This is a genomic window from Nisaea denitrificans DSM 18348 (assembly GCF_000426505.1).
In the GTDB taxonomy this organism is placed as follows: domain Bacteria; phylum Pseudomonadota; class Alphaproteobacteria; order Thalassobaculales; family Thalassobaculaceae; genus Nisaea; species Nisaea denitrificans.
On record NZ_AUFM01000018.1, the window covers coordinates 35617 to 54105 of the forward strand.

At 61.8% G+C, this 18489-nt stretch carries 17 protein-coding genes; 8 read left to right on the top strand and 9 right to left on the bottom strand.

What is annotated here, in order from left to right:
- Positions 1 to 11 precede the first annotated feature (11 nt).
- The 6 genes from K328_RS0113240 to K328_RS0113265 all read right to left on the bottom strand — a co-directional run bounded on the left by K328_RS0113240 (position 12) and on the right by K328_RS0113265 (position 4721).
- Complete coding sequence (locus K328_RS0113240; protein WP_036554274.1) at positions 12 to 971, bottom strand: zinc ABC transporter substrate-binding protein; 960 nt, start codon at positions 969 to 971, stop codon at positions 12 to 14.
- Positions 972 to 1049: 78 nt separating this feature from the next.
- Complete coding sequence (locus K328_RS0113245) at positions 1050 to 1853, bottom strand: metal ABC transporter permease (protein ID WP_028466383.1); 804 nt, start codon at positions 1851 to 1853, stop codon at positions 1050 to 1052.
- Between the two features lie 27 nt (positions 1854 to 1880).
- Positions 1881 to 2264 carry a RidA family protein gene (locus K328_RS0113250; RefSeq protein WP_028466384.1) on the bottom strand — a complete coding sequence of 128 codons (384 nt, stop codon included), beginning with the start codon at positions 2262 to 2264 and terminating at the stop codon, positions 1881 to 1883.
- Between the two features lie 116 nt (positions 2265 to 2380).
- On the bottom strand, positions 2381 to 3322 hold the full coding sequence (locus K328_RS0113255) for a diguanylate cyclase (RefSeq protein ID WP_084608298.1): 942 nt from the start codon (positions 3320 to 3322) through the stop codon (positions 2381 to 2383).
- A gap of 148 nt (positions 3323 to 3470) precedes the next feature.
- Positions 3471 to 3899 (bottom strand): acyl-CoA thioesterase, encoded by a 429-nt coding sequence (locus tag K328_RS0113260; protein ID WP_028466386.1) that lies wholly within the window; start codon positions 3897 to 3899, stop codon positions 3471 to 3473.
- Positions 3900 to 3902: 3 nt separating this feature from the next.
- Complete coding sequence (locus K328_RS0113265) at positions 3903 to 4721, bottom strand: alpha/beta hydrolase (RefSeq protein ID WP_028466387.1); 819 nt, start codon at positions 4719 to 4721, stop codon at positions 3903 to 3905.
- 132 nt (positions 4722 to 4853) lie between these two features.
- On the opposite strand from K328_RS0113265, the gene K328_RS23975 reads away from it, so the two are divergent.
- From K328_RS23975 to K328_RS25865, 3 genes are all read left to right on the top strand, one after another.
- Positions 4854 to 5336, top strand: a complete 483-nt coding sequence (locus K328_RS23975) for a MarR family winged helix-turn-helix transcriptional regulator (protein WP_051284889.1) — start codon at positions 4854 to 4856, stop codon at positions 5334 to 5336.
- Positions 5337 to 5475: 139 nt separating this feature from the next.
- Positions 5476 to 6414 carry a phosphate/phosphite/phosphonate ABC transporter substrate-binding protein gene (locus K328_RS26925; protein ID WP_051284890.1) on the top strand — a complete coding sequence of 313 codons (939 nt, stop codon included), beginning with the start codon at positions 5476 to 5478 and terminating at the stop codon, positions 6412 to 6414.
- A 22-nt stretch (positions 6415 to 6436) separates the two neighbouring features.
- Positions 6437 to 8443, top strand: coding sequence for an ATP-binding protein (locus tag K328_RS25865; RefSeq protein WP_205620662.1), 2007 nt, complete (start codon positions 6437 to 6439; stop codon positions 8441 to 8443).
- Here the strand turns inward: K328_RS25865 and K328_RS0113285 are convergent.
- Complete coding sequence (locus K328_RS0113285; protein ID WP_028466389.1) at positions 8440 to 9141, bottom strand: histidine utilization transcriptional repressor HutC; 702 nt, start codon at positions 9139 to 9141, stop codon at positions 8440 to 8442. The two genes, K328_RS25865 and K328_RS0113285, sit on opposite strands and share 4 nt — an antisense overlap.
- On the bottom strand, positions 9138 to 10514 hold the full coding sequence (locus K328_RS0113290; RefSeq protein ID WP_028466390.1) for a formimidoylglutamate deiminase: 1377 nt from the start codon (positions 10512 to 10514) through the stop codon (positions 9138 to 9140). The genes K328_RS0113285 and K328_RS0113290 overlap by 4 nt, the downstream gene beginning before the upstream one ends.
- A gap of 91 nt (positions 10515 to 10605) precedes the next feature.
- Here K328_RS0113290 and hutI point away from each other — a divergent pair, with 91 nt between their 5' ends.
- From hutI to K328_RS23990, 5 genes are all read left to right on the top strand, one after another.
- A complete protein-coding gene (hutI, locus tag K328_RS0113295; protein WP_028466391.1) occupies positions 10606 to 11805 on the top strand; it encodes an imidazolonepropionase in 1200 nt (399 codons plus the stop codon).
- Positions 11802 to 13349: a histidine ammonia-lyase gene (gene hutH / locus K328_RS23985; protein ID WP_036554276.1), complete on the top strand. Its 1548-nt coding sequence runs from the start codon at positions 11802 to 11804 to the stop codon at positions 13347 to 13349. Before hutI ends, hutH begins: the two co-directional genes overlap by 4 nt.
- A 15-nt stretch (positions 13350 to 13364) precedes the next feature.
- Positions 13365 to 15032: a urocanate hydratase gene (hutU, locus tag K328_RS0113305; RefSeq protein ID WP_028466392.1), complete on the top strand. Its 1668-nt coding sequence runs from the start codon at positions 13365 to 13367 to the stop codon at positions 15030 to 15032.
- Positions 15032 to 16534 (top strand): aromatic amino acid ammonia-lyase, encoded by a 1503-nt coding sequence (locus K328_RS0113310; protein ID WP_028466393.1) that lies wholly within the window; start codon positions 15032 to 15034, stop codon positions 16532 to 16534. The genes hutU and K328_RS0113310 overlap by 1 nt, the downstream gene beginning before the upstream one ends.
- 77 nt (positions 16535 to 16611) lie before the next feature.
- Complete coding sequence (locus K328_RS23990; RefSeq protein WP_156901342.1) at positions 16612 to 17535, top strand: protein-methionine-sulfoxide reductase heme-binding subunit MsrQ; 924 nt, start codon at positions 16612 to 16614, stop codon at positions 17533 to 17535.
- Here the strand turns inward: K328_RS23990 and pstB are convergent.
- A complete protein-coding gene (gene pstB, locus K328_RS0113320; protein ID WP_425411520.1) occupies positions 17480 to 18340 on the bottom strand; it encodes a phosphate ABC transporter ATP-binding protein PstB in 861 nt (286 codons plus the stop codon). The genes K328_RS23990 and pstB overlap by 56 nt on opposite strands.
- Positions 18341 to 18489 lie beyond the last annotated feature (149 nt).

Consider the following 18489-nt stretch of genomic DNA (forward strand, 5'->3'; position numbering starts at 1 on the left):
GGTGCAGTATGTCACTTCAGGCAGGATTCGAAACCGTCCGCGAGGCCAAGCATCAAAGCATTGTAAGCGCCCGGCCCAAACGGGATGGTGCTGCCGACCGGATCAAGGGTGCCGAGTTTCGCCCCGGAACCTTCCGCCACAACCTCCGCAAGACGCGGCCTGAACTGCACTTCCTTGAAGATACAACGGATACCGCCATCCGCGACCCGCTGCCGGAGAGCCCGCAGCCGTGCCGCCCCCGGAGGCGCTCCGGTGCCGAGGCTGATCGCGCCGGCTGCCGTCAAATCGAACGCGGCTTCGAAATACTGGTAAGCATCGTGGAAGACGAGAAACGGCCGGTCACGCACCGGCGCGAGCTTCAGCCGGATGGTTTCGGAAAGCGTCTCAAGATCCCGCACTGCCTCCGCCGCATTGGCATTGTAGAGCGCAGCCCGATCCGGGTCCCGCGCGGCAAGCGATGCTGCAATCGCGGCGACAAAAGCCTTTGCGTTGGACGGACTCAGCCAGACATGCGGATCGTCAGCACCATGGTCGTGCGCGTCGTGCCCCTCGGCATCCTTATCATGCCCGTGCTCCGTGTGCTCACCATGCTCGGGAGAGTCCCACAAGGCGCCTTCGCGAACGCTCAGATGCGTGACGCCTTTGGCCTCGCTCAATTCGACAACGCGGCCGCCATGATCAGCATCGCGGTCAACTGCGGCCCCGAGAAAGCTCTCGATAGTGTGGGACACCAGAATGATCAGGTCGGCATTCTCTATCGCCCGGGCATCGGACGGACGCAGTGCATATTCATGCGGCGACTGTCCGTTCCGAAGAAGGAGATGCGGCTCTCCGGCACCGGCCATGACCTTCGCAACGAGGCTGTGCACCGGCGGGATCGACGTGACGACCGAAAGCTCGGCTCTTGCAGGCAGGGCGGAAAGCAGAATAGCGGCCAACAAGCCGCCGATCTTCAGAAACGGATATCTCATGGGGGATCTCAATAGGTGAATTCGAAAAATGTTATAACATAACAAAATCTGAATTCAAGTCCGATCTGACCAAGCCGTCTATTCCCTTGATGAGAGCCGGCCCGGCCAGCGCGGCAGACCGATCAGGAAAACGGCAAAGGCAACCAGCACGATTGACGGCCCCGCCGGCGTGTCGAACTCCAGAGAGCCCAGCATTCCGATCATCACGGAGAACACCCCGATAGCGACGGCTCCGGCGACCATCGCCTCCGGGCTCGTGGCCCAGCGCCGCGCCCCGGCGGCGGGCAGGATCAGCAGGGATGTGATCAGCAAAACGCCGACGACCTTGATCGCAACCGCGATGACCAGGGCAAGCAGCAGAGTGAAAATCAGGTTGGCCCGGCGGCCGCCCAGCCCCTCGGCCTGGGCCAGATCGCTGCTGACGGTGGTTGCCAGCAACGGCTCCCAGATCCGCCATAGGCAAACCAGAACCACTGCAACGACAGCGTAGATCAGCATGATGTCCTGCATGGAGACCGACAGCACGTCACCGAACAGCACGCCCATCAGATCGACCCTGAGCCAGCTCATCAGCCCGATGGCGACAAGCCCCATGGCCAATGCCCCGTGCGAGAGAATGCCGAGAAGCGTGTCGGTCGGCACAGTGCTCCAACGCTCAAGCGACAGCAGGAGCGCGGCCACGGCGACGGTAACGGCGAAGATCCCCAGCACCGGCTCGATATTCATCAGGAAGCCGAGGGCCAGCCCGAGCAGCGCTGAATGGGCCATGGTATCGCCGAAATAGGCAAGCCGACGCCAGACTACGAAACAGCCCAACGGGCCGGCAGCGAGCGCCGCTCCGATCCCGGCCGCCAGTGCCCGCAGCAGAAAGTCGTCAATCACTCGATCGCCCCCCGATCGTCACGCCCGTCAGAGCGCAACGGCCTCGCCCTCGACCTCGCAAAGGAAGTCGGGCGTCGCCAGGGCGGAGATTTCCAGATAGGTGCAGGCTGGAGCGTGTCCGTCGAACATCCGGTCTCGGATCTCCCGGAAAGACGCGACCGAACCCGGTACCGTGGAGTAAAATACGATCTTCACAATATCCGTCTTGGTCATACCGGCGCCCTCGATAACCTTGAACAGGTTCTCGAAAGCCTGGACCGTCTGGGCTTCCAGCCCTTCGCATATGCTTCCATCCGGAGCGATGCCGATCTGGCCCGACGCAATCGCCCGGCGAGCGTTGGCCGGCACCGTCACAAGCTGGGAATAATGCGAAGCTGGCGCTACGACGCCTTTCGGGTTGGTGAATTCCATCGGATGACTTCCTTTCGGTTCAGCAAAACCATGCGTACACGCCGCGAAAGAAATCGCGCGGTCTTGCAAAGATCACTTAGAGGGAATGTCAGGCGAGGGCAAATGCCCGATGCAACTCACACCAATTCAGAGGCGTCCCCAACCACAACCCGGTCCCGGCCACTCTCCTTGGCTTCATAGAGAGCGAGGTCCGCCGCTTTCAGGATAGCTTCCACTTTTGGGCAATCAGCACCGAACTCGGAACAGCCGATACTGATCGTGAACTGGAGCTTGTTCCCCGCCGCATCGATGCTCGCATCCCGTACGACGCCAAGCAGACGCTCCGCAGAAACCATGGCTTCTTTTTTGCCCGTTTCCGGCAGCAGAATTGCGAACTCCTCGCCGCCAATGCGCGCCACCGTATCAAGCTGCCTGACCTGGGCTTCCAGAAGCTTGACCAGCTGGATCAGCACGGTGTCGCCAACATCATGGCCAAAGCTATCGTTGATGCGTTTGAAGTGATCGACGTCAATCATAAGCAACGAGGATGGATGCTTGTAACGGCGCGCACGCTCGACTTCATCCTCCAGCTTGGACATGAAATAGCGCCTGTTGAAAGCCGATGTCAGCGCGTCCGTTGTCGCTAGGCGCTCCAGCTCCTCGTTCAGCTGTTCAAGACGAAGCGCATATTCACGCAGTCTGAGATGATTCCGAACCCGGGCTGTCACCACGGTCGGCTTGTACGGCTTGGTGATGTAATCGATCGCCCCGAGCTTCAGGCCTTTTTCCTCGTCACCATCATCGGAGAGGCCCGTGACGAAAATCACCGGCACATTTTCTGTCCGCGGGTCGTTCTTCAAAGCCTTGATCACGTCGTACCCATCCAGCTCCGGCATCTGGATATCGAGCAGGATCAGGTCCGGCGGGTTTTCGAGTGCCTTGTCGATCGCCTCACGCCCGCTCAGGGCAGAGGAAACAGTGCCTAGATCTTTCAGGATAAGACTGAGCAACATGACGTTCTCAGGAGCGTCGTCGACCACGAGGATCGAGAACTCCTGACTTTCCATAACGTTACTCATCACTCTCTCCGTCACGCCCGCATGGCTTGGATATCGGTATTAATTGGTTCCAATACTATCTACCCGGAATGGTTAACCTCACGTAAAAGAATGCGCATAAAAAGACATCCTGAAGCTGGCATCCATGCCCAAAGCTCCCGCATAAAAACTATTGATCGGCAGCAACCTCCCTTTCGAACGCCCGTATCCTGTCCCGGATCGGCCCGTCCCAGGCAACCGGCCGGCCGGTGCTTTTAACGAACTGAACAAGGGTTGAATGGCAGGTAAGCCTCAACTCACCCTCACAGCTCGCAACGATCTCGACATCGAGGCTCGATGTCCCGATCCGCTTGACTTCGAGGCTCCAGTCCAGCACATCGCCCAGCCTACTGGGGGCACTGAAATCAACAGCAATTTTGGCCGTTGGAATCCCCCGGTCATCAACCTCGTGCATCTGGTGGAAGTCCCAATCGAGCCCGGTGCGGAACCACTCCTCGACGGTGAGATTGATCATTTCGAAATAGCGCGGATAGAAAACCATCGCCGCGGGGTCGCAATGCTGGAAGCGCACGTGCTGCTGCATCTGAAAAGCGGCCATTAATCAATATTCTCCTTTGGTGAAGCATCGGGTCAGATCAGAGGTGGCATCCTCCAGATCCCCGATGACGTCGAAGTGATGTTTGCCGTCTGCATGGACCGCCGCCGTCTCGGCGCCAAGTCCACCCCAGATCGAGGCGAGAAGGTCGTTCTGCCGGATGAATTCCGGACGCTCGCCGGAACCGATCCAGCAGGTCAGGCGTGCATCGGGCACTGGATATTGCAAGACAGGGCTCTCTAAAGCAGCCTCGGCTTCGTCAAGTTTCAGATCGGCATTCATTTCAAGGTTCAGCAGGGGACGCAGATCGTGCAGGCCGCTGATCGAGACGACATGCCTGATTCGTGCCCGGAGTCCGGCGGCCAACGGCGCGTTACGGCACAACATGCGGCTGACCAGATGGCCTCCGGCTGAGTGACCGGCAAGATGAACGGGGCCGTCGATGCGCTCCGCTGCCGCCGCAATCGCACGGGCAATCTCGCCCGTTATTTCCGCAATGCGCGCTTCCGGCGCCAGGGTATAGCTCGGAATGGCGACGGCCCAGCCACGATCGACTGCGCCGCGAGCCAGATGCGACCAGGTACTCTTGTCAAAAGCCCGCCAGTAGCCGCCATGAACGAACAGCGCCAGTCCAGTTACCGGACCGGCGGGACGGAACAGATCGTAGCGGTTACGCGCGCCCTCTCCGTAAGGGATATCGAGCTCCGCCCGGTCAGCCAATTCATGTCGAAATTCAGCGGCACGCTGCTGCCACATCGGCGGATAGGTCTCCGCTCCGGCAATGTGCGGACCGTTCGCGTAAGCATCGTTCCAATCGGCAATCATGCGCCGCCATTTCACGTTAACTACCAGCAAAGCGTCTACACGCGATCCTAGGAGACGCACCAACCGGCGGCCAGTTTCAATTAAGACTCAATTTTTTGCTGCGAAATTAATTCAAAAGCCTAACATTCACGAATGGCGCAAGCACCAAGCACACGTCTCGCGGAAAATGCAGAGACACGCAAGACTCGGCTCCGGCTTTGGCTGAACATTCTGCGAACCACGCGTTCTGTTGAGAACATCCTGCGTGAGGAGATGCGAGTCTCCTATGACCAAACTCTGCCACGGTTCGAAATCCTGGCCATGTTGGAGCGCAGTGAGAACGGCCTCCGCATGAGCGCCCTTTCCGAAAAGCTGATGGTCTCGAATGGCAATGTCACAGGGATCGTCGAGCGGCTGGTGCAGGACGGATTGGTGGAACGGCTTCCAGTGCCCGGAGACAAACGGGCCACGCTGGTAAGACTGACCCACAAGGGCGAAGCCGTTTTCGCCGATATGGCGGACGTGCACGAACGCTGGGTCAATGGGCTTCTTCGGACAATCTCGGAAGAGGATGCAAGCCTCCTCATTGAGCGTCTGACAGAAATACGGAAACAGAACGCTTCTACCCAGCGTTAACAATTTCTTGTTTTCTCACCACCTATGATCCTTCTCGGACTCAACGGGGACCGTCGATCGGCAATCGAACCGGAGGAGCGAAATGTCCGGATCAAGGGAGTTTTCCACCACACATTCTGGGAAATTCATACGGAAACAGATGCGTAAAACGCGAGACGGGTCACGTCCCTGTTTGCTTGCCCGCGTAACCGCATCGCTTTTCCTCGTGATCGGACTCTCTGCCTGCGACGATCCACAGCCGCAAACTTCCGCTCCGGAGTTCGGTGAAAAAATCGCCGCCTCCAGTGAGCAAACGACCTACAGTTTCGGGATCCATCCGCTGCATAATCCAGCCCGCCTTCACGAGATCTTCGGACCGATGATGCGGCACCTCGAGAGGCAGATCCCGGACACCCGGTTTCGTGTCGAAGCATCCAGAAATTACGCCGCCTACGACCAGAAACTATACGAGGGAAAGTTCCAGTTCTCCCTTCCCAACCCGTTCCAGACGATCAACTCACTGGGACATGGCTACCGCGTTTTCGGGAAAATGGGCGACGACCATAACTTCAGAGGGATCATTCTTGTCCGAAAAGATTCCGGTATCGAAAATGTCAGCGATCTGAAAAGCAAGGCGGTCAGTTTTCCAGCGCCAACCGCCCTCGCGGCAACGATGATGCCCCAGTACTACCTGCAATCCCATGGCCTTGACGTCATGAAGGAGATCGACATCCGCTATGTCGGCTCACAGGAATCTTCGGTCATGAATGTATTCCTTGGCGATACGGCCGCCGGCGCCACATGGCCGCCACCGTGGCGACTGCTTTCCGCGGAGCGCCCGGAACTCGCGGAAGAATTGGAGATAAAATGGCAAACCGAGTCATTGCCCAATAACGGTCTGGTCGTTCACGAAAACGTGCCGGGCGATGTTGTCGACAAAGTCGCAGCAGTTCTGTTCGCCCTGCACACTCACGACGAAGGCAAAGAAATCCTTTCGCGCATGGACCTCTCGCAGTTTGAGGCTGCCAGCAACGAAACCTACCGGCCCGTCGTTGAATTCGTCGCAACGTTCAACACGGCGGTGCGGCCGGCGCACTAAGCATCGATCAAGGGGTCGAATTTTGATCTATCGTTTATGGCACCGCATTGCGGGGCTCTGGACAGCGTCAATCCGACGCCAGCTCATGCTTGGCATCATTGCCGTGCATGCCGTCCTGATGACCATCTTTGTCTTCGACCTCGTTATCCGTCAGCAGGCCTTCCTTGCAGAGCAGGGCGTTTCCCAGACCCGGAGCCTCGCTGAGACAATGGCAGCGAACAGCACTTCCTGGGTGCTCGCGAACGATGTGCTTGGACTGGAGGAAGTCGTTTCATCCCAGTCCAGGTATCCAGGCCTCATCTATGCGATGATCATAAGTCCCGAGGCACGCGTTCTGGGTCATAGCGATCGGCAATATGTCGGCCAATTCCTCCAGGATGAAAGGAGCCTGTCACTCTTGGCCGCCGAGCGTTCGACGCTCGTTCTCAATCAGAACAATCACCTGATCGACGTTGCCGCGCCGGTTATGGTCAATGGCCAACACATCGCCTGGGCCAGGGTGGCTATTTCCCGGGATGATGTTGTCCGCAATCTCGATATCGTCACCAGAGACGGAATTCTCTACACGCTCGCCGCAATAGTGGTCGGCATGCTGTTCGCATTCTTCATGGCTCGCGGCATGACAGCCAGCCTGCAGCAAATGGTTTCAGTCGCAAACGACCTCCGGGAAGGAAAGCCGGAGACCCGGATCGCCGTAAATCGCGGCGACGAACTGGGGAGCCTTGGCAACTCCTTCAACGCGCTCGCGGACGCTGTCGAAAAGCGTGAGGCGGAATTGCGTCATCACCGGGATCATCTGGAAGAGTTGGTCTCGGCACGGACCAAGGATCTGATCAAGGAAGTTTCCGAGCGCAAACAGGCAGAAGAGGACCTCAGGGAATCGCGCGCGGCCATTGAAGTGAGCGAAGGTCGGCTTCGTCGCATCCTTGATAGCTCTTCCGCCGGCATCTCGGTCGTCCAGCAAGAGCCACTGAAACGGTTGTACGCCAACCAGCGTTTCTTCCAGATGTTCGGACTGGATCCGGATGCGGCGATCGAAACCACCGATTTCATGATCACATACAGGCATGCCGCAGACGCAGATTTGGTGTTGGGTCTTATCTCCAGAGGCGAGGGTTTCAACAACATCGTGATTGAACGAGCCGCCCTTGATGGAAAGCTCTGGTGGTCGTGGCTGGATGGCATCCCAATCGAGTTTGAGGGAGTCCCGGCAGTTATCATCTGGCATTTCGATGTCACTGATCAAAAAAGGGCCGAAGCCGATCTCATCCAGTCAGAGAAAATGGCGTCGCTTGGTGGACTGGTTGCGGGCGTCGCCCACGAAATCAACACGCCGATCGGGATCGGGGTCACTGCAAGCTCCCATATGCTCGAGATATCCAGAAAGATCCGGGAAACTATTCTCGGAGGACCGGTTTCGCGCCAGAAACTCGAGCAGATACTGTCCGACCTTGAAGAAACCGCGCAGATCACCTCCAGCAACCTCTTCCGTGCCGCAGAGCTGATCCGGAGCTTCAAGCAAGTCGCGGCAGACCAGTCCAGCGATGCCCGCAGAACTTTTGATCTCGCGAAATATCTCGATGAGATTGCAACGAGCATGAAACCGCGGCTCGCCCAGAGCGGACATTCTCTGTCGCTTGATTGTGAACAGAGCGTATCGATGGATACCTTCCCCGGATCCCTGTCCCAAATCGTAACCAATATCGTGCTCAATGCGGTCATTCATGCATTCGACACCGATGCTGACGGAAAAATCCAGATCTCGGCCCGCAAGGAAAACAACCATGCCGTTTTGGCCATTTCGGATAACGGGAAGGGCATGGACAGGGATACTGTGAAACGCATCTTCGATCCCTTCTTCACTACCGCCCGCGGGCATGGCGGGACCGGGCTCGGCCTCCACATCGTCTTCAATCAGGTGACCCAGGTTCTTGGAGGCACGATCCAGTGCAGTTCGTCCCGTGGAAACGGGACAACTTTCACTATCCGTTGTCCGCTGATCGCCTCGGAACAGGTCGCGGCCACCTAGACCGTCGTCGCCATCCTGTAGCCCGGTCGGTAGGAAAGACGAACCACAGTGATCGGGATCTCGGCACTCCAGGTCACACGTTCAATCACGAACAGTGCAACCCCGACATCCGTGGCGAGACACTCCGCCTCTTCTTCAGACGCGTTCCCGGCTGAAAATGCGATGTCGCCGCGCGTGAAGGGCTGGTTGCGCACCAGCCATTCGTTCGGACTGATTGCGGAAAAGTCGGCCTCCGCGAATGCTGGCACCGCCTGCAGATTGACCCACCGGTCCTCGTAGAGGAAAGGCGCACCGTCCGCCAGATGCAGCCCCTTGATGCGAAGCGCATCCGGTGCTTCGGTCAGCGCCATCATCTCCGTGATCCCGGCCGGTAACCGCGCCCGCCTCCGTTCCAGGATATCGAAGCGATAGGCGCAGCCCATAGCCTCGACCTCGATCCGGGTGATCGGAATTTCCAGCGTTGCCTTGCGCACCGGGTCGAGCGCGACGCGAGTGCCCGCCTTGCGGCGACGCTCCAGCAGGCCACTGTCAGCCAGTCCCTGCAGAGCCCGGTTCACTGTCGCCCGGGCACAGCCGAATTCCGCGGCAAGCTCCATCTCGCCGGGGATCAGCTCACCCGGCCGCCAGACGCGGTTGGCGATGCGGCGTTTGATTTCGGCCTGAATGCCTTGCCATGACTTGAGCGTGGATTGCGTCAGAGCGCGTCCTCCAGATCGCGAACAGCTTCACGGTAGCGGGCCCGGATCTGGTCTCGGGCAATGTGCCAGCCGTCTCTTACCACATGCCGTCCAGCGGACCAGACATCACGGACCCAACGGTCGTCACCGGCAAAGATGAAGGTATCGAGGATACGGTCCCCGGTGCGGCCGGCAATGTCGAGCGCGGCTCCGTCCAGTGCCACGAGATCGGCAATCCGGCCCGGCGCTATGGCCCCGCTGTCGCGCCCGGCCGCTTGCGCGCCGCCCCGTACCGCCTCCTCGAACAGCACCCGCCCGGCGGAGCGTTGCTGCTCGGCCAGAACGGCGCGGCCCTTGTCACGCAGCCGCTGGGAATATTCCAGCGTCCGCAGCTCCTCGCTGAGCGAGATCCGGATATTCGAGTCGGACCCGACGCCTAAGCTGCCACCAGCCGCGCGATACCGCACACCATCGAAGATCCCGTCACCAAGACTGGATTCAGTGATCGGGCACAGCCCGGCGACCGCACCGCTTTTTGCCATCGCCTCAGTCTCGGACGGCTCCATCTGGGTGGCATGGATCAGGCACCAGCGCTGGTCGACTGCGTGGTTTTCCAAGAGCCAAGCCATCGGCCGCGCGCCCCAGGCGGCCTCGACTTCCTCCACTTCGGCGACCTGCTCGGCGACATGGATATGGATCGGCCGGTCTGGACGGAGTGCCACCGCCCCGGCAAGCGCCTCCCGCGTCACCGCGCGCAAAGAATGCGGCGCAACCCCGATGCCGCAATCCGACGTCAGCCGCGTCACGGCCACTTCCGCCTCCTCAAGCAGTCGCGCATAGCGGTCCGGATCGTTGCCGAAGCGGATCTGCCCCGGCCCGAGAGCACGCCCGTCGCACCCGCCGACCTGATACAGAACCGGCGCCAGGGTAAGGCCGATGCCCGTCTCCGCCGCCGCCTCTGCGATGCGTTCGCTCATCTCTCCAAGAGCGGCATAAGGCGTGCCGTCAACCTGATGATGCAGATAGTGGAACTCCACCGATCCGGCATAGCCCGCTTCCAGCATTTCCATCTGCACAAGCGCCGTGATGGCGCTCACATGCGAAGGCGTCAGGGATTGCAGAAAGCGGTACATCAGCCGCCGCCATGTCCAGAAACTGTCCTTCGGATCGGGCCCCCGCCCCTCCGTCAAGCCGGCCATGGCACGCTGGAAAGCATGGGAATGCAGGTTAACCGGGGCGGGCAGCAACACGGCGGCGCGATGGTCCGCGCCAGCGGCGGCAGAAGCCTCGCCGGTCCTGACAGTCCCGATCCGGCCGGAGCCATCGATCGTGACCAGCGCATCCCGCTGCCAGCCGTCTTCCATCAGAAGTGTCTCTGCGAAAACCGTCGTCACGGTGGCGTCTCCTTGTTGACAGCAATTATTATGTATAGACATAATATTCAAATCAGCCTTCCGGGCAAGCTTCTATTCGGACCAGACGGCCATGCAGATCCTCGGCAATACCACGCTCGCCACCATGCTCCCCAGCACCGTTTCCTATGGTCTGGTGAAGAACGGCGCTGTCGCGCTGAGGGAGGGGAAGATCGCCTGGGCAGGCCCGGAAACGGATCTTCCGGCCAGCTATGCGGACTGGCCGCGCGAGGATCTCGGCGGGCGGCTCATCACCCCCGCACTGGTGGATTGTCACACTCATATCGTCTTTGGCGGCAACCGAGCCCGAGAGTTCGAGCTGCGCCTCGAAGGCGCGAGTTACGAGGAAGTGGCCCGTGCAGGCGGCGGCATCGTCTCCACCGTGACGGCCACCCGCGCGGCGAGCGAGGACGAACTGGTCTCCGATGCCCTGCCCCGCGTCGATGCGCTGCTGGCGGAAGGCGTCACCACAATCGAAATCAAGTCGGGCTATGGCCTCGATATCGAGACCGAGCTGCGCATGCTCCGCGCCGCCCGGCGGATCGGGCGGGAGCGGCCGGTCCAGGTCCGCACGAGCTTTCTCGGCGCCCATGCGGTACCGGCGGAATACAAGAACCGGGCGGACGCCTATATCGACGAGATCTGCCTGCCTGCCCTGACGGAAGCGGCGGACGAAGGTCTTGTCGATGCAGTGGACGGTTTCTGCGAAGGCATCGCTTTCAACCCGGCGCAGATCGAGCGCGTTTTCAAACGGGCCGAAATCCTCGGCCTGCCGGTGAAGCTCCATGCGGAGCAGCTTTCCGATCTCGGCGGCACGGCACTGGCCGCCCGGTACGGCGCGCTGTCGGCGGATCATCTGGAATATCTCGGCGCGGACGGCATTGCCGCCATGGCCGAAAGCGGCACCGTCGCCGTGTTGCTGCCAGGCGCCTTCTACACGTTGCGCGAGACGCAGCTGCCACCGGTTCAGGCCCTGCGCGATGCGGGCGTGCCAATGGCGATTGCGACGGACTGCAATCCCGGCTCTTCGCCACTGACCTCCCTGCTGTTGGCTATGAACATGGCCTGCACGCTGTTCCGGATGACACCGGAGGAGGCGCTGGCAGGCGCCACCCGGATCGCCGCTCAGGCGCTTGGCCTCGCCGATGCCGGCACCATCGAAGCCGGCAAGCGGTCCGACCTCGCCATCTGGAATGTCAGCGAGCCGGCGGAGCTGGCCTACCGCATCGGGTTCAATCCTCTTCACAAGCGCATTTTCGCGGGGACTTCATGAGCGACATCATCCTGACGCCGGGCAGCACCACGCTGCTTGATCTCGAAGGCCTGCGTGGCCAGGGCCACCGGTTCCGGCTCGACCGGGCGGCGAAGCCCGCCGTCGATGCGGCTGCTGCACTTGTCGCCCAGGCAGCCAACGGAGATGAAGCCGTCTACGGTGTGAATACCGGCTTCGGCAAGCTCGCCACCGTACGCATCGCGCCGGAAGACACCTCGACCCTGCAACGCAACCTGATCCGCTCCCACTGCGCCGGTGTCGGCGCGCCGACAGAGACGCAGGTGGTGCGGGCGATGATGATCCTGAAACTACTCTCTCTCGGACGTGGCGCCTCCGGCGTGCGCTGGGAAGTCATCGAGCTGATCGAGGCGATGTTGCGCGCCCGAGTGACACCCATCGTGCCGAGCCAGGGTTCCGTCGGTGCCTCCGGCGACCTTGCCCCGCTCGCCCACATGGCGGCGGTGCTGATCGGCGAGGGCAAGGCCGAGTACAAGGGCCAGATCATGCCGGGCAAGGAGGCGCTGGACGCCGCCGGGCTGACACCGATCGAGCTTGGCCCGAAGGAAGGGCTGGCGCTGATCAACGGCACCCAGTTCTGCACTGCCTACGCGCTGGCCGCCCTGTCCCATGCCTGGCGAAATGTCGAGGCGGGTGTGGTTGCGGCAGCCCTCTCCACCGACGCCATCATGGGCTCCACCGCGCCCCTGCATCCGGCCATCCACGCGTTGCGCGGCCATCCGGGCCAGATCGATGTCGCCGCCGCCATGCGGGCGCTGATGGACGGCTCCGAGATCCGCGAAAGCCATGTGCTCGGCGACACCCGCGTGCAGGACCCCTATTGCATCCGCTGCCATCCGCAGGTTTCCGGCGCCGCTATCGACATGATGCGCCACGCCGCCCGCGCGCTGGAGATCGAGGCCAACGCGGTCACCGACAACCCGCTGGTGCTGGTCGAGGACGGCCGGATCATTTCCGGCGGCAACTTCCACGCCGAGCCGGTCGGCTTCGCCGCCGACCAGATGGCCATCGCCATCGCCGAGATCGGTGCCATCGCCCAGCGCCGCGTCGCGTTGATGGTCGATCCGGTGCTGTCCTTCGACCTGCCTGCCTTCCTGACGCCGGAGCCGGGACTGAATTCCGGCATGATGATCGCGGAGGTCACCACCGCCGCGCTGATGAGCGAGAACAAGCATCTCGCCAATCCCTGCTCGACGGATTCGACGCCGACCAGCGCCAATCAGGAAGATCATGTTTCCATGGCCGCCCACGGCGCCCGGCGGCTGATGCGGATGAACGACAATTTGACCCGGATCATCGCCGTCGAACTGCTCTGCGCCGCACAAGGGGTCGAATTCCGCGCCCCGCTGAAAACCAGCGCAGCCCTGCAGCGCGCCGTCGACGCCATCCGCACCGTCTCGCCAACCCTGACGGAAGACCGCGAGATCGCCGTCGATATCGAAGCGGTCGCCGAACGCATCCTCGACAAAACCGTCGCGGAGGCCACCGAACATGGCCCGCTGATGGGCCTTTCCGCCCGCTACTAAACCGGAGCCGAAACCATGACAAATCCCCGCAAGAATGCCCGCGACATCTTCCCGCCGACCGGCCCGGAGCTGAGCGCCAAGCACTGGACCACCGAAGCGCCGATGCGGATGCTGATGAACAACCTGCATCCGGACGTGGCCGAGAACCCGCATGAGCTGGTGGTCTATGGCGGCATCGGCCGGGCCGCCCGGACCTGGGAGGATTTCGACCGGATCGTCGCCAGCCTGAAGGCGCTGGAAGAGGACGAGACCCTGCTGGTGCAGTCCGGACGGCCGGTCGGCGTCTTCCGCACGCACAAGGACGCGCCGCGCGTGCTGATCGCCAATTCCAACCTGGTGCCGCACTGGGCCACTTGGGAGCATTTCAACGAGCTCGATCGCAAGGGCCTGATGATGTACGGCCAGATGACGGCCGGCTCCTGGATCTATATCGGCAGTCAGGGCATCGTGCAGGGCACGTATGAAACCTTCGTTGAAGCTGGCCGGCAGCATTATGGCGGCAGCCTGAAGGGCAAATGGATCCTGACAGCCGGTCTCGGCGGTATGGGCGGCGCGCAACCGCTCGCCGCCGTCTTTGCGGGCGCCTGCTGCCTTGCCGTCGAATGCGACGAGACCCGGATCGATTTCCGCCTGCGCACCGGCTATGTCGACGAGAAGGCCACCAGCCTCGATGAGGCGCTTGAAATGATCGAGCGCTGGACAGCGGCGGGTGAGGCGAAATCCGTCGGCCTGCTCGGCAATGCGGCCGACATCGTGCCGGAGATCGAGCGGCGCGGCATCCGCCCGGACATCGTCACCGACCAGACATCGGCACATGACCCGGTGCACGGCTATCTGCCGCAGGGCTGGACGGTCGCGGAGTGGCGGGAGAAGCAGGAAAGCGATCCGAAATCCGTCGAAAAGGCCGCCCGCGCTTCCATGAAGACCCATGTCGCGGCGATGGTCGCGTTCTCGGAACGGGACGTCCCCACCGTCGATTACGGCAACAACATCCGCCAGGTCGCACTTGAGGAAGGGCTGGAGAACGCCTTCGCCTTCCCCGGCTTCGTGCCTGCCTATATCCGTCCGCTGTTCTGCCGCGGCGTCGGCCCGTTCCGCTGGGTCGCTCTCTCCGGCGATCCGGAGGATATCTACAAGACTGACGCCAAGGTGAAGGAGCTGATGCCGGACGACACGCACCTGCACAACTGGCTCGACATGGCGCGGGAGCGGATTTCCTTCCAGGGACTTCCGGCGCGGATCTGCTGGGTTGGCCTCGGTGATCGGCACCGGCTCGGGCTCGCCTTCAACGAGATGGTCCGGAACGGCGAGTTGAAGGCCCCGGTGGTGATCGGCCGCGACCATCTCGACAGCGGCTCCGTTGCCTCCCCGAACCGGGAAACCGAGTCCATGAAGGACGGCTCCGATGCGGTATCCGACTGGCCGCTGCTGAACGCGCTGCTAAACACGGCCTCGGGCGCCACCTGGGTCTCGCTGCATCATGGCGGCGGCGTCGGCATGGGCTTCTCCCAGCATGCCGGCATGGTCATCGTCTGCGACGGCACCGAGGATGCGGACCGCCGGCTGGAGAGGGTGCTCTGGAACGATCCGGCGACCGGCGTCATGCGGCATGCGGATGCGGGCTACGAGATCGCCGTGGACTGCGCGAAGGAGCATGGCCTCAACCTGCCTTCCATCCGCTGATGAGCGCCGGGAGAGAGACATCCGGCTTCGTCGTCGGCGAAGCGCCGCTGACCTGCGAGCGGCTGGTGGCGGCGGCACGAAATGCCACATCCTTCAGCCTTGCGCCCGCCGTGCAGGAGCGTATCCGCGAAGCCCGGCAGGCGGTGGACCGGATTCTCTCCGGGGACGCCCCGGTCTACGGCATCAACACAGGCGTCGGCTCGCAGAAAGAGCACAAGGTCAGCGCGGACGAGGCCGCCGCCTATAATCGGCGGCTGATACGGGGGCACGGCACCCGCGTGCCGGGCCCGACGGCCGAGCCGGACGTGGTTCGGGCAACGATCATCGTGCTGCTGCATGAACTGGCCTCGGGATCCTCCGGTGCTTCTCTGGAGCTGATCGAGCTGATGGCGGAAATGGCCTCCGCGCACGAGATGCCGAACATCGATACCAGCGGGTCGATCGGTGCCTCCGACCTTGTGCCGCTGTCACAGATCGCGGACTGGGCGCTGTCCCATCCGAAAGCGGTCGAGCAGGGGCTTCCCTTCCCCAAGGACGCGCTTGCGATGATCAATTGCAACGCGCTCAGCCTGGCAAGCGGCGCGCTTTGCATCACCGAGCTTTCCGAGCTGATGCGCGGCTTCGATCTCGCCGCCGCGATGACCATGGAAGGCTTCCGCTGCAACCTCGATGCGATCTCCGAGCCGGTGAATTCCGTGCATCGCCGTCAAGGCCAGTCCCGCTCCGCCGCCCGCATGCGCGAGGCTTTGGCGGACAGTGTTCTCTGGCAGCCGGGCGCCGCCCGCTTCCTGCAGGATCCCCTCAGCTTCCGCGATGCCAGCCAGGTGAACGGTGCCGGGCTGGAATGCGCGACCTGGCTGGAACAGGTCTGGAATGACGAGCTGGCCGGCACGGTGATCAACCCCTTGGTCAATATCGGGCCGAACCCCGCCTATTCGCACGGCAACATGGACACCACCCGGATGACCCTCGCCCTCGACGGCATGCGGCAGGCGCTGGCCAAGATGGCCGATCTGGCGGGCGAGCGGGTTCACAAACAGCAATGGCCCGCCTTCTCCGGCCTGCCAATCGGGCTGGCGGAAGCAGACTCGGCTGTCGGCGGCGTCCAGTTCCTCAATCTCGGGCACATCACCGCCTCGCTGATCACGTCGGTCAAGATCTGGGCGCAGCCGCATCTGCTGCATCCGTCCGGACAGGTGGCGGACGGGGTCGAGGATACCGCCAGCAATGCCGTCCACGCCGTGCACGAGCTGGCGCGGCAGATCGATGCCTGCTGGAAAATCATCGGGCTCGAAATCGCCGTGGCCTGCTGGGCCGTGCACAGACGCCGCATCCCGGTCGCCGATCTGGGCGCGGGCCTCCGGACTCTCTACGACAATTGCATCGCCACCCTGCCAATCGGGCATGAGGGTGAGGAGGTGTTCCGTCTTGCCGAAACCATCTCTGCCGTGCGCGATTTCGTCTCTGAAACAGCCACTCCGGGAAGCCCGGTCACGCAATAGTGGGTTGCGGCTGTGCGGAAACTGCCCAGCTTGACCGGACCGGCGAATTTCCGGCGCAGGCAAGAAGAGAGTACCGCATGAGTGTTGTTACCGGCAGCCCTGGACTGAACCGTTCCCTTACGGCCTATCTCCCTTGGACGAACCGGGCCGGGCGGATCTGTCCGCCGAGGCTTGCCGCCTTCCTCGCCCTGCTGGCACCGGCCCTGCTGCTGATTTTCGACAGTCTGTCCGGCACCCTTGGCCCGCGCCCGTGGGAGGTCGCCATCCACCGGGTCGGCTGGTGGTCCGTGGTCTTCCTGCTGGCATCGCTGGCCGTCACACCACTGCGCCGCACGCTGCGTTGGAGCGGACTGATCGTCGTGCGCCGGATGATCGGCGTTTCCGTCTTCCTCGCAGTGCTCCTGCATCTCGCACTGTATGCGGGCCAGCAATCCTGGGACCTGCTCAAGGTCGGCACCGAGATTGCAGTCCGGTTTTATCTGACCATCGGCTTCGTTGCCCTGCTCGGCCTCGCCGCCCTCGCCGTGACATCGACGGACAGCATGATCCGGCGTCTCGGCGGCAAGCGCTGGCAGGCATTGCACAAGCTGGTCTATCCGATCGGCCTGCTCGCTCTGGTGCATTTCTTTCTGCAATCCAAGAACGATGTGACCGAGCCGATCCTGTTCAGCGGTTTGTTTGTCTGGCTGATGCTGTATCGGCTATGGCGCTGGCGTCTGGGCGATCCGGCACTCAAGGGACTGGTGCTTTTGGCCGTCGGTGCTGCCCTGCTGACAGGCATTGGCGAGAGTATCGGCATTTCGCTCAAACATAACGTCCCGCTCTCGGTCATGCTTCAGTCGCAATTCGATCTTGGGATTGGCATTCGACCTGCCTGGTGGGTGCTGGGTACTGGCCTTGCCATAGCAATCGCAGCGGTGATCCGGCGACAGCGAGCCGAAGCAATCAGCCGTAGCGGCCGCCAATATAATCCCCGCAACGGCGGTCGTCCGGCGCGTTGAACAGCGTTTCCGTGTCGCCAATCTCTACCAGCTCACCGAGATGGAAAAATCCGGTGCGCTGGGCGACCTGGGCCGCCTGCCGCAAATTGTGGGTGATGATGACGATGGTGAAATCGGTCTTCAGCTCCCCGATCAACTGCTCGATCAGGTCCGTCGCATGGGGGTCCAGCGCGGAACAGGGCTCATCCATCAGGATGACATCCGGCTCATAGGCGATTGCCCGGGCGATGCAGAGCCGCTGCTGCTGCCCGCCGGAGAGATCGGTTCCGGGCTCCGACAGCCGGTCCTTCACTTCCTCCCACATGCCCACCCGCTCCAGGCAACTCCGCACGCCGTCGCGAAGTTCGTCACCATCCCGGGCCATGCCGCGGATCCGGGGGCCATAGGCGATATTATCGAAGATCGAGGATGGGAACGGGTTCGGCTTCTGCGCCACCCAGCCGAAACGCCGGCGCACCTCCGTCGGATCCAGTGCAGGATCGTAGATATCCTGACCGTCCAGGGTGATGGTGCCTTCGAGACGGGTCCCCGGCAGGATTTCGTTCGTCCGGTTCAGACACCGCAGCATGGTCGACTTGCCGCATCCCGAAGGCCCGATGAAAGCCGTCACCTCACGGTCGTAAAGATCGAGATTGACCCGGTCCAGCGCCTGCTTTTTACCGTACCAGAAGCTTACATCCCGGCATTGCATCTTCACCTGCCTGTCGGCGTGATGATGCCCGTCCGGGAAATTCAGATTCTGCTCGAACAGATATTTCGTCATGACCCGGGAGTGTACAGACCTCCCGTTACGGGCCTTTGACATACATCAAAAGATCCCGGACCGAGTGCAAGTTTCACATTCTTGGCATCGGATGACTACGCCGGAATTTCGCGCGGCCAACGCCTGCAAAACAACACCTTATAATTGCATTAAACGGGAAAATATGCTCTTTTAGGAGACAAAAAACTAGA

Coding starts and splice junctions, on each gene's coding strand:
- K328_RS0113240 (WP_036554274.1), bottom strand. CDS start 971: ATGAGATATCCGTTTCTGAAGATCGGCGGCTTGTTGGCCGCTATTCTG.
- K328_RS0113250 (WP_028466384.1), bottom strand. CDS start 2,264: ATGGAATTCACCAACCCGAAAGGCGTCGTAGCGCCAGCTTCGCATTAT.
- K328_RS0113255 (WP_084608298.1), bottom strand. CDS start 3,322: ATGAGTAACGTTATGGAAAGTCAGGAGTTCTCGATCCTCGTGGTCGAC.
- K328_RS0113260 (WP_028466386.1), bottom strand. CDS start 3,899: ATGGCCGCTTTTCAGATGCAGCAGCACGTGCGCTTCCAGCATTGCGAC.
- K328_RS0113265 (WP_028466387.1), bottom strand. CDS start 4,721: ATGATTGCCGATTGGAACGATGCTTACGCGAACGGTCCGCACATTGCC.
- K328_RS23975 (WP_051284889.1), top strand. CDS start 4,854: ATGGCGCAAGCACCAAGCACACGTCTCGCGGAAAATGCAGAGACACGC.
- K328_RS26925 (WP_051284890.1), top strand. CDS start 5,476: ATGCGTAAAACGCGAGACGGGTCACGTCCCTGTTTGCTTGCCCGCGTA.
- hutI (WP_028466391.1), top strand. CDS start 10,606: ATGCAGATCCTCGGCAATACCACGCTCGCCACCATGCTCCCCAGCACC.
- hutH (WP_036554276.1), top strand. CDS start 11,802: ATGAGCGACATCATCCTGACGCCGGGCAGCACCACGCTGCTTGATCTC.
- hutU (WP_028466392.1), top strand. CDS start 13,365: ATGACAAATCCCCGCAAGAATGCCCGCGACATCTTCCCGCCGACCGGC.
- K328_RS0113310 (WP_028466393.1), top strand. CDS start 15,032: ATGAGCGCCGGGAGAGAGACATCCGGCTTCGTCGTCGGCGAAGCGCCG.
- K328_RS23990 (WP_156901342.1), top strand. CDS start 16,612: ATGAGTGTTGTTACCGGCAGCCCTGGACTGAACCGTTCCCTTACGGCC.
- pstB (WP_425411520.1), bottom strand. CDS start 18,340: ATGTCAAAGGCCCGTAACGGGAGGTCTGTACACTCCCGGGTCATGACG.